Raw genomic sequence first — 17,291 nt, 5'->3', positions numbered from 1 at the left:
AAAACTTATTCTTGTTCATCTAACTCTTCGTCAATTTCTTCTAAATCTTCAGAAACTTCTCGAGAAACTTCATCATCTGCTTCATCTATTTCTTCGTCTGAATCGATAGGTTCTTCAAGATGCTCATCTTCAAGTTCTTCCATTACCTCATCATGTTCTCTTGGTGTATCTTCATCAGTATCAATAGCTAATGAATCTACTGGAGAATCTTCATCCTGCTGATCATCAAAAATATCAAAGAAATCTTCTGTATCTTCCACTTCTTCAGGTTCTGATTCTTCTGCCATATCTTCTAATGTATCAAAAAAGTCTTCTGATTCATCTAAAATAGGTTCAATCGAACGATCAGAGGAAATTTCCTCTTCTTCTGAATCTTCTGTGATATCTTTTGTTGCTTCAAGTTCAGCGTATTCTTCCGGATCAAAATCACTTTCAGATTTAATATCAATTTTATAACCGGTTAAGCGAGCAGCTAGTCGAACATTCTGACCTCGACGGCCAATCGCTAATGATAACTGTGTGTCTGGCACTACAGCTACACATTCATGCTCTTCTTCATTAATATAAACATCGATTACCTCAGCAGGATTCAATGCGTTCTTAATAAAGACGACTGGATCTTCGTCCCACTCAACAATATCCATGTTTTCCCCATTTAATTCATTTACAATAGATTGTACTCGAACACCTTTAGGTCCAACACAAGTTCCGACTGCATCTACATTTTCATCATGAGAAAAGACCGCAAGTTTTGAACGATCCCCCGCTTCACGAGAAATAGACATAATTTCCACGATTCCATCATAAATTTCGGGAACTTCTTGTTCAAATAATCGTTTTACCAAGTTTGGATGTGTGCGGCTTACAAAGACTTGTGGTCCTTTTGTTGAGTCTTGTACATTATTTACATAAACTTTTATGCGGTCATGTGCTTTATATACTTCGCCTTCGATTTGGTTTCGTTCCGACATAACAGCTTCAACTTTTCCTAAGTTAATAAAGACATAATTGTTATCTTGGCGTTCAACAATCCCTGTCATTAAATCATCTTCATACTGAATGTATTCTTGATAAATAACAGATCGTTCCGCTTCACGCAAACGTTGGGTAATTACTTGTTTAGCCGTTGAGGCAGCTAAACGCCCAAAGTTTTTAGGAGTCACTTCAAAACGGATTTTATCTCCTATCTCATAAGCGAAATTCTTTTCTTTGGCATCTTCTAAAGAAATCTCTAAATTTTCATTTTCTACTACTTCAACTACATCTTTCATTTGATAAACGGCGATATTTCCAGTTTTTACGTCAAACTTTACTTCTACATTTTGTGAGGTTCCATATTCTTTTTTATAAGCTGAAACTAACGCAGATTCTAACGCTTCTTGAATAACTTCTGCTGAAATACCTTTCTCTGATTGCAGTAACTCAAATGCCGCTACTAATGCATCACTCATTTTTATTCGCTCCTATTTTAAAATTCAATCGCTAAACGAGCTTTAGATATATTGGTTCGTTTTAATTCGATCTCTTTTGTTTTATTTTTTTCTTTTACTGTTAGTACCATTTTTTCTTTAGTTAAATCTTTTAGCGTACCATCATATACATTATTCTTTTCAACTGGTTCAAAAAGAGTGACATGAATATAGCGACCAACTGCCTCTTCAAAATCATCTTCTGTTTTTAATGGCCTTTCAGCACCAGGTGATGAAACTTCTAAATAATAAGCATAAGGAATAGGATCCGGCTCTAGTGCGTCCATTTGTTCACTTACTAATTCATTAAACATTGCACAGTCATTTAAATCAACGCCACCGGGCTTATCAATATAGATACGCAGAAACCAATTCTTTCCTTCTTTAACATATTCTATATCAACGACCCGAAAACCCTTTTCGTCTGCAATCGGTCTAACAATATCCTCAACAATTTCAACTGTGTTCATTCTGTCACCTCTTTAGTTTTCCATTTTAATTCTCGATAATTTGTTCTTTGTATTTCGGCAAAAAGAGTGAGCCAAAAAAATGGCTCACTCTCCAGCACGTTCATTCTCTACTACTGCGCTATATTATCATGAATGGAAGTATAATGCAAACTCCCCGCCTTAATTAATCAAGGTTCATTCAATCCTATATTTTGCTTAAACTTTTGTGTTTGTGTTAAAAATCAAATAACGAAAGTTGGTTTTCATCTGGCAGATGATTAACAACATTATTTATCTCAAAATACTCCATAACTGTCCGACTAACTTTTCCTCGTTTTGCAAGATCTTCTTTAGATAGAAAATCACTTTCTTCTCTTGCAGCTACAATTTGTTTAGCCACATTCGCACCTAATGATGGAACAGCTTGGAAAGGAGCAATTAAAGCATCTCCTTCAATAATAAAATTTCGGGCATCTGATTTATTTAGGTCAACCATTTTAATCTCATAGCCCCGCTCTAACATCTCATTAGCCACTTCAAGAGTAACAACTAACGTATTTTCTTTTGTCGTTGCTTCCAATCCCTTATTATAAATTTCTTCTATCCGAGCTTTAAGAACAGATTTACCACCTGTCATAGCGGTTAAATCAAAGTCTTTTGCTCGAACTGAAAAGAATGTTGCATAATAATAGAGTGGATGATGGACTTTAAAGTAAGCAATACGTAAAGCCATAATAATATAAGCTGCCGCATGAGCTTTCGGGAACATATATTTAATCTTAAGACACGATTCAATGTACCATTCTGGAACATCATTCGCGCGCATCTCAGCCTGCCATTCATCTGGTATCCCGCGTCCCTTACGAACATGCTCCATAATGTTAAAGGCTAGACTGTCATCTACTCCTTTATATTGGAGATAAACCATAATGTCATCACGAGTACCAATTACTTCAGATAAAGGAATGTCATAATTTCTAATCAATTCCTGTGCATTTCCAAGCCACACATCTGTCCCATGTGATAACCCAGAAATCTGTAGTAATTCAGAGAAAGTCTCTGGCTCTGTTTGTTCAAGCATTTCACGAACAAATGGGGTACCAAACTCTGGAACACCTAGTGTACCTGTCTTTGAATAAATTTGTTCCGATGTAACTCCTAATACTTCTGTTCCTTTAAATAAGGCCATAACATCTGGATCATTTAAAGGAACGTCGGTTGGATCAATTCCAGATAAATCTTGAAGCATTCGAATCATTGTCGGATCATCATGTCCTAAAATATCCAGTTTTAAAACATTGTCCTCAATTGAATGGAAATCAAAATGAGTGGTATACCATTCTGATTCTTGATCGTTTGCCGGATATTGAATAGGAGTAAAATCATAAACATCCATATAATCCGGAATAACAATAATACCGCCTGGGTGTTGACCTGTGGTTCGACGAACTCCCGTAATCCCTTTAACAAGACGATCTACTTCCGCTCGACGATAATTTAATTGCATATCATTTTCAAAACCTTTGACATGTCCAAAAGCTGTTCGTTCAGCGATAGTTCCAATTGTTCCTGCACGGTAGACATACTCTTCTCCAAATAACTCTTTTGTATGATCGTGTGCTTTGGATTGATACTCACCTGAGAAGTTCAAATCAATATCAGGAACTTTATCTCCTTTAAACCCTAGGAAAGTCTCAAAAGGAATATCATGTCCATCCGCAATAAGAGGTTCTCCACATTCCGGACAATTTTTTGGTGGTAAGTCAAAACCAGATCCGACTGAACCATCATCAAAAAATTCATTGAATTGACATTTTTTACAGCGGTAATGCGGAGATAAAGGATTTACCTCTGTAATACCAGTTAATGTAGCTACTAAACTAGAACCTACAGAACCACGTGATCCAACTAAATAACCATTTTGATTACTTTTTTCTACTAATTTTTGAGAAATTAAGTAAATAACTGCAAAACCATTTCCAATAATACTATCTAATTCACGCTCAATACGGGCTTCAACGATCTCTGGTAAAGGCTCACCATATAATTCTTTCGCTTTGTTATAGGTAATATTGCGAATTTCTTCTTCCGCACCTTCCAGTTTCGGAGTATATAACTTGTCCTTAATCGGAGCAATCTCTGGATCAATCATTTCTTTGATCTTATGAGTATTGGTCACTACAACTTCCTGAGCTTTTTCTTCTCCTAGAAATGCGAAAGCCTCTATCATTTCATCTGTTGTTCTAAAGTGAACTTTTGGATGTAAGGTATCTTGTGTATTGCTTTGATTTAGTGACTTTAAGATAATTTCTCGATATATAGAATCTTCGGGATTTAAATAATGCACATTCCCTGTTGCCACTACAGGAATATCTAACTCTTCACCCAACTTCACAATATTTGACAAAATTTCTTCTAAATCTTCTTCACTTTTTATAAGCTCACGCTCTTTTAAATGTAGATAAGATTCTTTTGGCATAATTTCTAAAAAATCATATTTCTTTGCTAGGTCTTTAGCTTCATCATAGCCTGTCTGCATCATTGCTGTAAAAACATCTCCATCTGCACAACCACTACCTACTAATATCCCTTTTCGATAGTCTTTTAAGACTCGATGAGGAATGCGAGGAGTTCGATAGAAATACTCGGTTAAACCAATTGATACGAGATGATATAAATTTTTCAATCCTTCATTTGAAGAAACCAATAATGTAGCATGAGTGGGGCGTGAACGTTTATAGCTTTCGCCCTGCCCAATATAATCATTAATATGTTTTAGATTTGTAATTTCATATTCGCTAGTTAATTCTTTTAAGAAAATATCTAATAATCTACCCGTTGTTTCCGCATCATAAATAGCTCTATGGTGTTGTTCTAAAACAACATCAAAACGTTTAGCTAATGCACTTAGACCAAAGCTTTTAAATTGTGGATATAAAAAACGTGATAGTTCTAGTGTATCAATTACTGATTGAGTTGATATAGCCAAATCATTTTTTTCGTAACCTTTATTAATAAACCCTACGTCAAATTGAGCATTATGTGCTACCAGGATCGTATCTTTCGTAAATTCTTGGAATTCAGACAACACTTGTTTTTCTGGCTTAGATCCTTTAACCATTTCATTTGTGATTCCGGTTAATTGTGTTGTAAAACTAGAAAGTTCTTTTCCAGGATCAATAAATTCTTGAAATTCTTCAATCACATTTCCTTTGTACATTTTAACCGCTGCTAGCTCAATTATAGAGTCATAGATGGCAGATAAACCGGTTGTTTCCACGTCAAAAACAACGTAAGTAGCTTCATTTAGCTCAATGTCTGAAATATTCATAGCAATCGGAACACCATCATTAACAAGGTCAGCTTCTAAACCATAAATCACTTGTATATCATTTTCTTTGCTGGCTTGATACGCATCTGGGAAAGAATAAACCCCCGCATGGTCAGTGATTGCCACAGCTTCATGACCCCAGTCAGCCGCTGTTTTTACTAAATCTTTAACATCTACCGTTGAATCCATCATACTCATATTCGAATGAGCATGAAGTTCAATTCTCTTTTCTCCCTCTGGCGCTTGATCTTTGCGAGATTCATGAAAAGTTTCCTGTAAACTTTGTGCCATCATTCCTAATTCATTCGTATAGGTGTCTTCTTGAATAGATCCTTGGGCTTTTAACCACATACCCGGTTTAATATTTGCAAACATTGCTTCATCTGTTTCATTATTAGAGAATTTTTTAACGGTTAGAGAAGAAGAATAATCCGTAAGTTTTAAAATCATCAATTCGCGTTCTGATCGTAGTTTCCTAATCTCTACATCAAAAACATAGCCTTCTACGACTACGCTACGCTCCTCATCCAAAATATCTTCCATTTGCATAATAGGGGAATTATTCGAAATACTACGACCCATTTTAATCGGTCCACTAATACTTCCATTTCCTCTTCCATTCCCATTTTGGGCATTTTGTTGATGTTTTTCAGTTAATTTTTTTGTGAGCATTGCATTTTCGGATTCGTTTTTTTCCATCACCGCTTTTGTTACTTTTTCTGCAGCAGTAACATCAACCTCAGGTAGAATACGCAAATCCTTTGGGAAACCTAGTTTCTTATACTCCTCAACAATAGGTGGGAAAAACTCCTCATTGAACTTTGGTAATGTCACTTCATGTTCAATATAAAAAGTGACTTTATTGCCGTTTAAAATAGGAGTTCCTGTTTTAAATAATTCATTACAAATTGGTGAATCTACTCTACTTTGTCGACAGACATAAAGCCAATAGTCACTAATTAACTGTTGGTTTATTGTAGGATTAGTTACTTCAATTTCTAGCTCTATTTTTGCTATTTTTGAAAAAGCAATCGATAAAGCCTCTTCAAACTCTTTAAATAATTTAAAAGGTAAAATATCAGCAAATGTAAAATGAAATTCCCATTTCTTTTCATTTTTATGCACTTTAACAGACTTTATTTCACCATCTTCCAAATAGACTTTCTCATCTTCATTGGGGGATAATTTTATTTGTTCTAATAATGTTTGAAATAAAGCTTTTGTGTCTTTAGCCATTAGTATCCTTCCTTCTTAAAAGATATTACATGAAAGAAAAGGAGGCAGGCATTTAGCTTGCTGTCTCCTTTTTTTAATCTATATAAATAAACGCATTAAATATTTTCTTGGGTTGTTTTAAGAATGGAAATTGTATCGATAATCTCTTCTTTTCGCGTTTCAACCATTTCATTCGTACGTCGGAAAGAAACTTCAACAATTCCATCTTCGGCTTTTTTACCTACTGTAATTCGAATAGGAATTCCAATTAATTCAGCATCCGTAAATTTAACGCCCGGTCTTTCTTTCCGGTCATCGATTAAAACTTCAAACCCTTCATCCGTAAATAATTCATTTAACTCGTCAGTCAATATTCTTTGATCTTCATTTCCATAATTAATTGGAACGATATGCACATCAAAAGGTGCTACAGCATCTGGCCAAACGAGTCCTCGTTCATCTAAATATTGTTCGGAAATTGCGGAAAGTAGGCGGCTAATTCCTATTCCGTAACTTCCCATAATTACTGGGGTCGGTTTCCCATTCTTATCTAGGACGTTCGCTCCCATCGTTTCACTAAAGCGAGTTCCTAATTTAAAAATGTGCCCTATTTCAATTCCTGTAGTGAATTGAAGAGTACCTTGTCCATCCGGTGACAAATCTCCTTCTTGAACCATTCGGATATCTGTGTACGTATCCGGCTCAAAATCACGACTTGGGGTTATATTAATATAATGCTTGTTTTCTTGGTTGGCTCCCGCAACAGCATTTACCATATTTTTTACATATAAATCAGCCACAATCGTTACTTCTTCTCCTAGATCAAGTGGCCCAACATAACCAGCTGGGAGTCCAGCAAATAACTCTTTGATTTGTTCTTCCGTAGCATGTTCAATGGTTTCAGCACCCACTGCCATACGTACTTTAATTTCGTTAACGTCATGGTCTCCTCTTATAATAGCCATTATTGGCTTCGTACCATCCGCAACTAAAAGAACACTCTTCAATATTTTAGCTTTACTAATGGATAATAACTCCGCTAATTCATCAATTGTTTTTGTATCGGGCGTGTCGATTAATTCTTTTTGAAGTTGAACTTCTGTATTCGTACGTTCTTTAAATTTACTGCTCGCCATTTCGATATTGGCTGCATATTCACTTTCTGTTGAATAAGCAATGGTATCTTCTCCTACATCTGACATCGCAATAAACTCTATCGATTCCTTGCCCCCCATTGCTCCTGCATCGGCAATTATTGAGCGATAGTTTAGTCCAATTCGAGTAAAGATATTATCATAAGCTTGCCAAATATCATTATACATATCATCTAAGCTATCATAAGAATCATGAAAAGTATAAGAATCCTTCATAAGAAATTCTCTACTTCGTAACAAACCAAATCTAGGTCGTTTTTCATCTCGATATTTTGTTTGAATTTGATATAAATGAAGGGGTAATTTTTTATACGATTTAATATCATCACGAACTAATTTCGTAAATGTTTCTTCGTGGGTTGGCCCTAATAAAAAGTCTCGATTGTGTCTATCTTTCAATTCCATCATTTCTGGGCCATACGTCTCAAACCGACCAGATTCTCGCCATAAATCCGCTGGAATCAAAGTAGGAAGTAGCATTTCTGTACCTCCAACAGCGTCTAATTCTTCACGGATAATATTTTCTATTTTTTTAATTACGCGCCATGCTAATGGCATATACGTATATATGCCTGCTGATATTTGACGAATAAATCCCGCACGTAACATTAATTGATGACTAGCTACTTCAGCATCACTTGGGGTTTCTCGTAATGTTGGGATAAAAATTTGGGATTGTTTCATTCAGTATCAAACTCCTTTATATTCATTTTATCGTTAGTTGAAAAAAAATCTTTGGATGTCATTCCATGTTACTACTAACATAAGAATTAATAATAATACCATACCGATTAAATTAATCATCGCTTCTTTTTCTTCACTTATTTTCTTTCCGCGAATTCCTTCAACAATATTTAAAAGTAACTTTCCACCATCTAGTGCTGGAATAGGTAATAAATTCATTAATCCTAGGTTAATACTTAAAAAACCAATGAAGTTAATAATCCCAATAAGACCAGATGTTTTGGTTACTTCTCCCGTTAATTCAAAAATTGCAACCGGTCCGCCTAAATCATCTACAGTAAATTGCCCCGTAAATAACATGCCAATACTTTGAGAAATCATTTTGATGGTCGACCATGTTTCTGTAAAACCAAAAGTGATTTTATCCATAAAAGAAGTTTTCATAGAGACTTCTACTCCAATTCGACCCACTTCTGTTTGGTTAACTGTTCTTGCTTCTGGTTTAATCACTTCAGTGTATTGATTTTTTTCAGGGGTTTCCATCTCAAAAGTCAAAGTTTCATTTGGATGTTGTCCTACAATCTCCACCATCTCTACAAATGAAGACACCTCTTCATCTTCAATAGCTAAAACACGATCGCCTGTTTCTAGTTGTGATTCAGCTGCTGGTGTATTTTCTTCTATTCGACCAATTATAGGTTCAGATGAAGGAATTCCTCCTTGCATGAAAGCCATTAGCATAAAAGCAACAATAGCCAGGATAAAATTATTTAGAGGTCCCCCGAAATTTGTTAGTATGCGATTAAATAAGGGAGCATTAGGAAATTGACGGTTAGCCGGTGCGATTTGTAGTTTTGTGCCATCTTCTTTAATCAGTATCGCATCTTCATTGACTGAATAGGTAACCGTTTCTTCTGTATTATCTGACATATTGCCTTTAATATAGAGTTTCTCATTAAAGTCATATTCCAACACATCAATAGGAACACCCTTTGTGTACATGGATTGCTTACTTAAATCAATCTCAGATACTTTTTCATTTTCATCAAGTACTAATAAAGCAGGCATCCCTAATCGGATATCCTCTTCTTCTTCATAACCGGCCATTAACACATATCCACCTAATGGTAACATACGGATTGTGTAAGTTGTTTCATTTCTATGCGTTTGAAATAACTTTGGTCCCATACCAATAGCGAATTCTCGAACTAAAATGCCTGATTTTTTTGCGAAATAAAAATGACCAAACTCGTGTACAATAACAATTATTCCAAAAACCAGTATAAATGCTAATATTGTTTGCATAGAACACAACTCCTTTCTACTCCATTACAAATTCATCTTTATTAAACAACACCCAATATAAATGCCATACTTAATGTAAATAACGCACTATCAAAACGATCCAATATTCCACCATGGCCGGGTAATATATTTCCTGAATCTTTTACTGAGAAATGTCTCTTAAAGCCAGATTCTAATAGATCACCAAATTGTCCGGTCACAGATAAAATTCCAGCTACCAAAAGCATTATACCTTTGGAATAGATAAAGTCAAAAAAGATTAAGTAAATAGAGGCTACAATTATAGCCGAGATAATACCACCTATAAATCCTTCTATTGTTTTATTTGGTGATAGCTTAGGCGCTAATTTATTTTTACCAATCTGAGAGCCTATAAAATAAGCACCAATATCCGTACTCATGACGACCAATAAGATAAATAAAAATAAGGCTAAATTAGATTCACGGATTGTCACAGCAGCGTACCCACCTAAACCAACATAAAACATAGTCAACGCTGAGATACCTGCTTTAGTAAAATCATAGTCATGAATAAGCACCGTACAAATTAATAAAAACATTAATGAAAAAACAGGCGTAAAACTGTTACTCCAATTATCTGGTAAATAGACGGCTATATAGTCAAAAAATACAATCGACAACGTACCAAGATATGTAACAATAGATGGCAATAATTTTCGGCTAATCTTTGCCATATGAATTAATTCTATACTTGCTAATAATGCAATAAGACCCATGACAATATTAAAAGGCCAACCACCTATAATAATCGTCGGGACAAGTACCACTAACAAGACAATAGAAGTGATTATGCGTTGACGCACAATAATCCCCTCCTAGGATTTTATCTTTCCGTAAATTAAACTCCACCAAATCTACGGTTTCTATTTTGATATTCTAAAATTGCTTGTTCAAATAATTTTTCGTTGTAATCAGGCCAATATTCAGAAGTAAAATAAAATTCACTATAAGCATTCTGCCAGAGCAAAAAATTACTTAAACGTTTTTCTCCGCTCGAGCGAATTAAAAAATCTACTTCTTGAAATTCACCTAGTTGTGCCGTTAATAGATGTGAAGCGATCATTTCTTCATTGATAGCCTCAGGTTTTAGTTTTTTATTCTTTACTTCTTGAGCAATTTCTTGAACAGCTTGGACAATTTCGGCTCTGCTTCCATAATTGAATGCAAAATTTAAAATCATTCCTGTATTATTTTTCGTTTCCTCCACCGCTTTAAAAATCGCTCGTTTGGTAATATCTGGGACTTGTTTTTCAAAGCCCGTAACCATCACTTTTACATTATTTTCATTGAGTTCTGGAACAAACCTTTTGAAAAACTTTCCAGGTAAAGCCATTAAATATTGGATTTCTTTAATGGGACGCTTCCAGTTTTCGGTAGAAAAAGCATACAAAGTTAAGACTTTAACACCAAGTTGATTAGCACTTAAAGCAACTCGTCGTATGGCTTCAACACCTTCTTTGTGTCCTTCAGACCGATCTAACCCTCTTTCTTTCGCCCAACGTCCATTCCCATCCATAATTATAGCTACATGATCGGGAACTAAACCATTTTGGATATCGTGGGTAGAGTTATTATTAGTCATGATTGTCCTCCTTATTTTTTTCTACACTCTATTATATTGAAAATATGTACAAACTACCACATCTATTAAACATTATCCTTTTATTTCCTAAAATAATATAAATCCGCCAAAACAAATAGTGTTCTAGCGGATTTGTTTTAATCTATAAAAAATAAGATTTAACCTTTAATCAACTGGTCATATGTATAGAGTGTCTATATCTTTTAACTATAGATTTAATACACAATATAGATAACCATTAATCTTTTAATTCTTTAACGATTAATCTTCAATGATTTCTTTTTCTTTTTCTGCTGCTATTTGATCGGCTTCTTTTACAGCATCATCCGTTAATTTTTGCACTTCAGCTTCAAATCTATGCAATTCATCTTGTGAAAGATCGCCATCTTTTTCTAATTTTCTCAAATCATCAATTGCAGCGCGGCGAATGTTTCGGATAGAAACTTTCGCATTTTCAGCTTCTTCTCCAACTTGTTTAGCAATCTCACGACGGCGTTCTTCTGTTAATTGCGGAACAATTAAACGTATAATTGAACCGTCATTTGATGGGGTAATCCCAATTTCTGATTTATTAATTGCTTTTTCAATATCCGTTAAAATATTTTTATCGTAAGGTGTAATTACAATCATTCGTGCTTCAGGTACTGAAATTTGAGCTAATTGGTTTAACGGTGTATTGGCTCCATAATATGAGACCATAATGCCATCGAGTAAACTCGCATTCGCACGGCCTGCACGAATACTTCCCAATTCACGAGTAAAAGCTTGTAAAGCATTATCCATATCTTTTTGTGTGTTATTAAGTACTTGTTGACTCATTTTACTTCCCCCTAATATTTGTTCCTATTTTTTCGCCAAGGACAACTTTTTTAATGTTTCCTTTTTCATTCAGTTTGAAAACAACGAGTGGGATTTCATTATCCATACTTAAAGAAGATGCAGTGGTATCCATTACGTTAAGTGATTTATTAATCACATCAAGATAAGTTAATTCTTCATATTTTGTAGCCGTTTTATCCACATTTGGATCCGCTGAATAAACACCATCTACATTATTTTTTGCCATCATAATAACGTCAGCATTAATTTCCGCGGCACGTAACGCTGCAGTAGTGTCTGTTGAAAAATATGGGCTTCCTGTTCCACCAGTAAAAATGACCACACGACCTTTTTCTAAATGACGGATAGCTCTTCTTCTTATATAAGGCTCTGCTACTTCAGCCATACTAATTGCTGTCTGAACACGAGTAGGTACCCCTACATTTTCTAGTCCATCTTGTAAGGCTAAACCATTCATTACAGTGGCTAGCATTCCAATATAGTCCGCTTGTGCGCGCTCCATTCCCATGGTCTCACCAGTTTGTCCGCGCCAAATGTTTCCCCCACCAACAATAATTGCAAGTTCTACACCTAATGCATGTACTTCTTTAATTTCTTCAGCGATATCCTTTATAGTTGCTGGATCAATCCCATACCCTTTTTCGCCGGCAATTGCTTCTCCACTTAATTTTAAAATAACCCTTTTATATTCAGGCTTTGCCATCTTTAGTCCTCCTAGGTTTACATATTAATATTAGCATATTTCAAAGAATGAGTCACTTATTTGTCAGGTATTTCTCACTCTATTTCGTTAAAAATATATTTAACCCTATAATAACCTAAAAAAAGACAGGAACGCTAGACGCTCCTGTCTAAATCTTAAAATTAAAGGTTCATTTGATTTCTAACTTCTTCAGCAAAATCTTCTTCACGTTTTTCAATTCCTTCGCCAACTTCTAGACGAGTGAATGATTTAATTGAAGCGTTATGATCATTTAGATATTCTTGAACAGTTTTGTCTCCATCTTTAACATATGGTTGGTCAACTAATGAAATTTCAGCTAACCATTTGTTTAAACGACCTTCAACCATTTTTTCAACAATGTGTTCTGGTTTTCCTTCGTTTTTAGCTTGTTCAGATAAAATATTTAACTCATGATCACGCGTTTCTTGTGGAACATCCTCACGTTTTAAATATTGAGGGTTTAAGGCAGCGATATGCATAGCTACATTACGTGCTACTTCTTCGCTTCCACCTTCAATTAAAGTTAAAACAGAAATGCTTCCGCCCATATGCTCATAAGCGCCGAATACTTCATTATCTTCTTTTTCAATTAATTCGAAACGACGAAGAGTGATGTTTTCACCAATTGTAGTAATTGCACTTGTAATGTTGTCGCTAATTGTTTCACCATCGTCCATTTTAAGATCTTTTGCTTCATCAACAGAAGCAGGTTTATTTATTGCAATGGCTTTAGCAATATCTTTTACAAGTGTTTGAAATTGTTCGTTTTTCGCTACATAGTCTGTTTCACTATTGACTTCAACAACAGCTGCAGTGTTTCCTTCAACATGGATATAAGATAATCCTTCTGCTGAAATACGATCTGCTTTTTTAGCTGCTGTAGCTACACCTTTTTCACGTAAAATATCGATTGCTTGATCCATGTCACCGTCTGCTGAAACTAATGCTTTTTTTGCATCCATCATTCCAACACCTGTACGGTCACGAAGTTCTTTAACTTGAGCTGCTTTAATTTTTGCCAAGATAATTCCCCCTGATTTAAAATAAATTAATTATATTTGTGGTCTTTTTTATTGCGAATTAAATATTATTCGTTGTCGCCTTCTACAGCTTCAACCATTTCTTCAATAGAAGCTGATTTTTCTTCGTCAGCTGCTGTTTGAGATTCACCTTGATTTCCTTCAATGTATGCATCTGCCATTACTGAAGTAATTAATTTAATTGCGCGAATAGCATCATCGTTTGCTGGGATAACATAATCAATGTTATCTGGATCTGTATTGGTATCTACCATAGCAATTACAGGGATGCCTAATTTATTTGCTTCATTAACTGCAATATATTCTTTACGAGGATCTACAACGAATAAAGCATCTGGAGTTCCAGACAAGTCTTTAATTCCTCCAAGTGTACGTTGTAATTTATCTCTTTCTTTAATTAATAAGCTAACTTCGTTTTTAGGAAGAACATCAAATGTTCCATCTTCTTCCATAGCTTCTAATTCTTTTAAATAGTCAATTCGTTTACTGATTGTGTCCCAGTTCGTCATGGTTCCACCTAACCAACGATGGTTAATGTAATGAACTCCTGCACGTTCAGCTTCTTCTTTAATTGATTCTTCTGCTTGTTTTTTAGTTCCTACAAATAGAATGTCTCCACCATTTTCACCAATTTCACGAACAAGTTTATAAGCTTCTTCGATTGCACGGACTGTTTGTTGTAAGTCAATGATGTAGATGCCATTTCTTTCTGTAAAGATATAAGGTTTCATTTTTGGATCCCAACGACGTGTTTGGTGACCAAAATGAACACCAGTTTCTAACAATTGTTTCATAGTTACTACTGCCATTATAAATTCCTCCATTTTTGTTTTTTTCGTCCCCAACCTTCAAATATTCAAACAACTCCTGGCAATAGGAGCAACAGTTGAACAATCCAGTCGAGTGAAATTTGATGCTTTAGCACCGTCAAGTATTATACAGAAAACGTTGATAAATATCAAATAAAACTTGCACTCTAATTAAAATTAAAGCATACTATCTTTATCATTGACTTGAGGTGATGTTTTGTTTTATACATTTATATTTAATTTAATTAAAGGGTTATTATTTATATTAAACGGGCGAACTAAAGTTGTGGGTAAAGAAAATCTCCCTACAGATGGGAAATTCGTTCTAGTTGCTCCCCATCGTACTTATTTAGATCCTGTTTATATTGCTGTAATGTCTTATCCATTTAGATTTTCCTTTATGGCAAAACAAGAACTATTCAAAATTCCTATTTTAAGTTGGATTATTCGTCATCTGAATGCTTTTCCTGTCGATCGCGACAAACCAGGAGTTAGTGCAATTAAAACACCAGTAAATTATTTAAAAAATGATGAATTAAATGTAATGATTTTTCCTTCTGGTAGCCGCCATTCCACGGAATTAAAAGGTGGAGCAGTTACGATTGCGCGTTTAGGAAAAAGTAAAATCGTTCCAGCTGTTTACTCTGGTCCACTTACTATGAAAGATTTATTAATGCGCAAACAAGCGACCGTAAAATTCGGAGAACCTTTTGAAGTTAAACGAAAGATTGAAGGAGTGGATGATATCAATGAATATTATTCCAACATCATTCAAGATTCTTTCAGTGAACTTGACGAGTCTTCAAATCACTAACAAAAAATCCTCGCCTTAAAAAGGCAAGGATTTTTTTATTTATCGAAATTATTTATGAGACGAACGAGTATATCCTAAGTTTTGTAGCTCATACATTTCACTGTAACGTCCACCAAGCTTAATTAATTCTTCGTGCGTTCCACGCTCTACAATTTCTCCGTCTTCTAAGACGAGAATTTGATCTGCATCACGAATGGTGGATAATCGATGTGCAATAGCCAAAGTTGTGCGGCCTTCACGCATTCGATTTAAACCTTCTTGAATCAATACTTCTGTTTCAGTATCAATATTCGCGGTTGCTTCATCTAAAATTAAAATTTTTGGATCTTTTACGATAGTGCTAGCAAATGATAATAATTGTTTCTCTCCACTTGAAAAGCCCGCTCCACGCTCTACTACTTTATGGTCATATTTTCCTGGTAATTTTTCAATAAAACGGTCCGCTTGAACAAATTGAGCTGCTCGGATAATTTCTTCATCCGTAATGGAGTCATCGAGTAAACGAATATTGTCTTTAATCGTTCCATAAAACATAAAGGAATCTTGCAGAACTAAGCCAATTTCATTTCGAAGCTCTTCCATTGGATATTTTTTAATAGATTGATCATCAATTAAAATTTCACCCTCTTGAAATTCATAAAAGCGCGATAGAATATTAATGATCGAAGATTTACCACTTCCAGTGTGACCGACTAAGGCAACTGTTTCACCGGGATTTACTATAAATGAAATATTTTTTAAAACATCATGTTCATCATCATATGAAAAAGTGACGTCTTTAAATTCGATTTTTGCATCACTGATTTTTAAATCTTGTGTGTCTTCTTGTTGTGGATTATAGGTTTCATCATCCATTACATTTAATATTCTACTACTTGAGATTACCCCATCTTGAAAGAGACTTAGATTATCCATCAAACGAGTTAATGGCTGAAAGAATAAGTTAACATAGGAGGTAAAGGCATAAATTACACCAATCTCAACCGATCCTTGTAAGGCATCATAACCAAATAAGCCAAGAATAGCGACAATAGCTATTGTATAAAGCAAATTAATAATTGGACTTAATAAAATAGCATTTATTCTAGTCATTGAGAAGTTTGATTGAAAATAAGAATCATTCACTTCCTCAAACTCATTAATCATCCGTTTCTCTTGTCTAAATTGTTGAATAATAGGCATTCCATTAATCGATTCAGCTAATTGTGTATTTAACATACTGTTTTTACTTTTCATTTCAGAGTAAGTTTTAGAACTATACACTTGATAAAAGCGAGTAACAACAATCAATATAGGTACAAAAGCTAATATCCATAGGGAAACTTTCCAATCTAACAAAAGCATTGCCCCAAACGTAGTTAAAATACTTAATAAACTTTGGACAATATTTAATAAAACATTCCAAAAATCTTTTAACGCCTCAGTGTCATTGGTTACTCGGGTAACAATCCAGCCTGTAGAAGTATTATCAAAAAATTTCATACCTAAACGATGAACTTTAGCAAATAGTTGATTTCTTACATTTTGAATCGTTTTTTCTGAAGCTGTATTAAATAAATAAAGCTCAAAAAAGGTAACAATAGCCTTTACAAGAGTCAATCCAAAATAAATAGCACCAAACATAACAGCAGTTGAACGAGTAGCTGTTCCTGTAGCTAAATAATCATCAATAAATGTTTGAATGATACGCGGTTGAACCGCATTAACTACTGCTAGAAAGATGACAAGAAAAATAGCGGCTGCGAATTGTTTAATATATGGTTTAATAAACTTTAATATTCGCTTTAAAGTAACCATTTGTTCTTTTATTGGTATTGAACGATATTGTGACTCATCTTCAACGTTATTTTCCAT

Annotated in this window: 13 protein-coding genes; 1 reads left to right on the top strand and 12 read right to left on the bottom strand. The window is 34.7% G+C overall.

Translation table 11 applies throughout. The annotated features are described in order from the left end of the window. Positions 1-5 precede the first annotated feature (5 nt). The 11 genes from nusA to rpsB all read right to left on the bottom strand — a co-directional run bounded on the left by nusA (position 6) and on the right by rpsB (position 14,623). Entirely contained in the window at positions 6-1,451 is a 1,446-nt protein-coding gene (gene nusA, locus BUB96_RS02115; RefSeq protein WP_073295613.1) for a transcription termination factor NusA, read from the bottom strand. Positions 1,452-1,468: 17 nt separating this feature from the next. Then, positions 1,469-1,939, bottom strand: a complete 471-nt coding sequence (rimP, locus tag BUB96_RS02110; RefSeq protein WP_073295609.1) for a ribosome maturation factor RimP — start codon at positions 1,937-1,939, stop codon at positions 1,469-1,471. A 214-nt stretch (positions 1,940-2,153) separates the two neighbouring features. After that, positions 2,154-6,485, bottom strand: coding sequence for a PolC-type DNA polymerase III (locus BUB96_RS02105; RefSeq protein ID WP_073295606.1), 4,332 nt, complete (start codon positions 6,483-6,485; stop codon positions 2,154-2,156). A gap of 95 nt (positions 6,486-6,580) precedes the next feature. Next, positions 6,581-8,302: a proline--tRNA ligase gene (locus BUB96_RS02100; protein ID WP_073295602.1), complete on the bottom strand. Its 1,722-nt coding sequence runs from the start codon at positions 8,300-8,302 to the stop codon at positions 6,581-6,583. A gap of 33 nt (positions 8,303-8,335) precedes the next feature. After that, positions 8,336-9,607, bottom strand: coding sequence for an RIP metalloprotease RseP (gene rseP, locus BUB96_RS02095; protein ID WP_073295598.1), 1,272 nt, complete (start codon positions 9,605-9,607; stop codon positions 8,336-8,338). A gap of 41 nt (positions 9,608-9,648) precedes the next feature. Further along, on the bottom strand, positions 9,649-10,431 hold the full coding sequence (locus BUB96_RS02090) for a phosphatidate cytidylyltransferase (RefSeq protein WP_073295595.1): 783 nt from the start codon (positions 10,429-10,431) through the stop codon (positions 9,649-9,651). A 35-nt stretch (positions 10,432-10,466) separates the two neighbouring features. Beyond that, complete coding sequence (locus tag BUB96_RS02085) at positions 10,467-11,210, bottom strand: isoprenyl transferase (protein WP_073295592.1); 744 nt, start codon at positions 11,208-11,210, stop codon at positions 10,467-10,469. Between the two features lie 261 nt (positions 11,211-11,471). Continuing rightward, the gene (frr, locus tag BUB96_RS02080) at positions 11,472-12,029 is read right to left on the bottom strand and encodes a ribosome recycling factor (RefSeq protein WP_073295589.1); all 558 of its coding nucleotides are present in this window, start codon (positions 12,027-12,029) and stop codon (positions 11,472-11,474) included. A 1-nt stretch (position 12,030) separates the two neighbouring features. Then, on the bottom strand, positions 12,031-12,753 hold the full coding sequence (gene pyrH / locus BUB96_RS02075) for a UMP kinase (protein ID WP_073295586.1): 723 nt from the start codon (positions 12,751-12,753) through the stop codon (positions 12,031-12,033). A gap of 161 nt (positions 12,754-12,914) precedes the next feature. Next, a complete protein-coding gene (gene tsf, locus BUB96_RS02070) occupies positions 12,915-13,796 on the bottom strand; it encodes a translation elongation factor Ts (protein ID WP_073295583.1) in 882 nt (293 codons plus the stop codon). 65 nt (positions 13,797-13,861) lie between these two features. Beyond that, complete coding sequence (gene rpsB / locus BUB96_RS02065) at positions 13,862-14,623, bottom strand: 30S ribosomal protein S2 (protein ID WP_073295580.1); 762 nt, start codon at positions 14,621-14,623, stop codon at positions 13,862-13,864. A gap of 217 nt (positions 14,624-14,840) precedes the next feature. Here rpsB and BUB96_RS02060 point away from each other — a divergent pair, with 217 nt between their 5' ends. After that, positions 14,841-15,437: a lysophospholipid acyltransferase family protein gene (locus tag BUB96_RS02060; RefSeq protein WP_073295576.1), complete on the top strand. Its 597-nt coding sequence runs from the start codon at positions 14,841-14,843 to the stop codon at positions 15,435-15,437. Positions 15,438-15,485: 48 nt separating this feature from the next. Here the strand turns inward: BUB96_RS02060 and BUB96_RS02055 are convergent, their stop codons facing one another. Beyond that, positions 15,486-17,291: an ABC transporter ATP-binding protein gene (locus BUB96_RS02055; protein WP_073295573.1), complete on the bottom strand. Its 1,806-nt coding sequence runs from the start codon at positions 17,289-17,291 to the stop codon at positions 15,486-15,488.

Origin of the sequence: Atopostipes suicloacalis DSM 15692 (genome assembly GCF_900129085.1) — a bacterium.
In the GTDB taxonomy this organism is placed as follows: Bacteria; Bacillota; Bacilli; order Lactobacillales; family Carnobacteriaceae_A; genus Atopostipes; species Atopostipes suicloacalis.
This window is presented reverse-complemented; position numbering and strand designations above follow the sequence as displayed.

Excerpts from the sequence above, each read along its gene's own strand:
- frr (WP_073295589.1), bottom strand. The coding sequence starts at position 12,029 with ATGAGTCAACAAGTACTTAATAACACACAAAAAGATATGGATAATGCT.
- BUB96_RS02055 (WP_073295573.1), bottom strand. The coding sequence starts at position 17,291 with ATGGAAAATAACGTTGAAGATGAGTCACAATATCGTTCAATACCAATA.
- BUB96_RS02100 (WP_073295602.1), bottom strand. The coding sequence starts at position 8,302 with ATGAAACAATCCCAAATTTTTATCCCAACATTACGAGAAACCCCAAGT.
- rimP (WP_073295609.1), bottom strand. The coding sequence starts at position 1,939 with ATGAACACAGTTGAAATTGTTGAGGATATTGTTAGACCGATTGCAGAC.
- rseP (WP_073295598.1), bottom strand. The coding sequence starts at position 9,607 with ATGCAAACAATATTAGCATTTATACTGGTTTTTGGAATAATTGTTATT.
- pyrH (WP_073295586.1), bottom strand. The coding sequence starts at position 12,753 with ATGGCAAAGCCTGAATATAAAAGGGTTATTTTAAAATTAAGTGGAGAA.
- BUB96_RS02085 (WP_073295592.1), bottom strand. The coding sequence starts at position 11,210 with ATGACTAATAATAACTCTACCCACGATATCCAAAATGGTTTAGTTCCC.
- BUB96_RS02105 (WP_073295606.1), bottom strand. The coding sequence starts at position 6,485 with ATGGCTAAAGACACAAAAGCTTTATTTCAAACATTATTAGAACAAATA.
- rpsB (WP_073295580.1), bottom strand. The coding sequence starts at position 14,623 with ATGGCAGTAGTAACTATGAAACAATTGTTAGAAACTGGTGTTCATTTT.
- nusA (WP_073295613.1), bottom strand. The coding sequence starts at position 1,451 with ATGAGTGATGCATTAGTAGCGGCATTTGAGTTACTGCAATCAGAGAAA.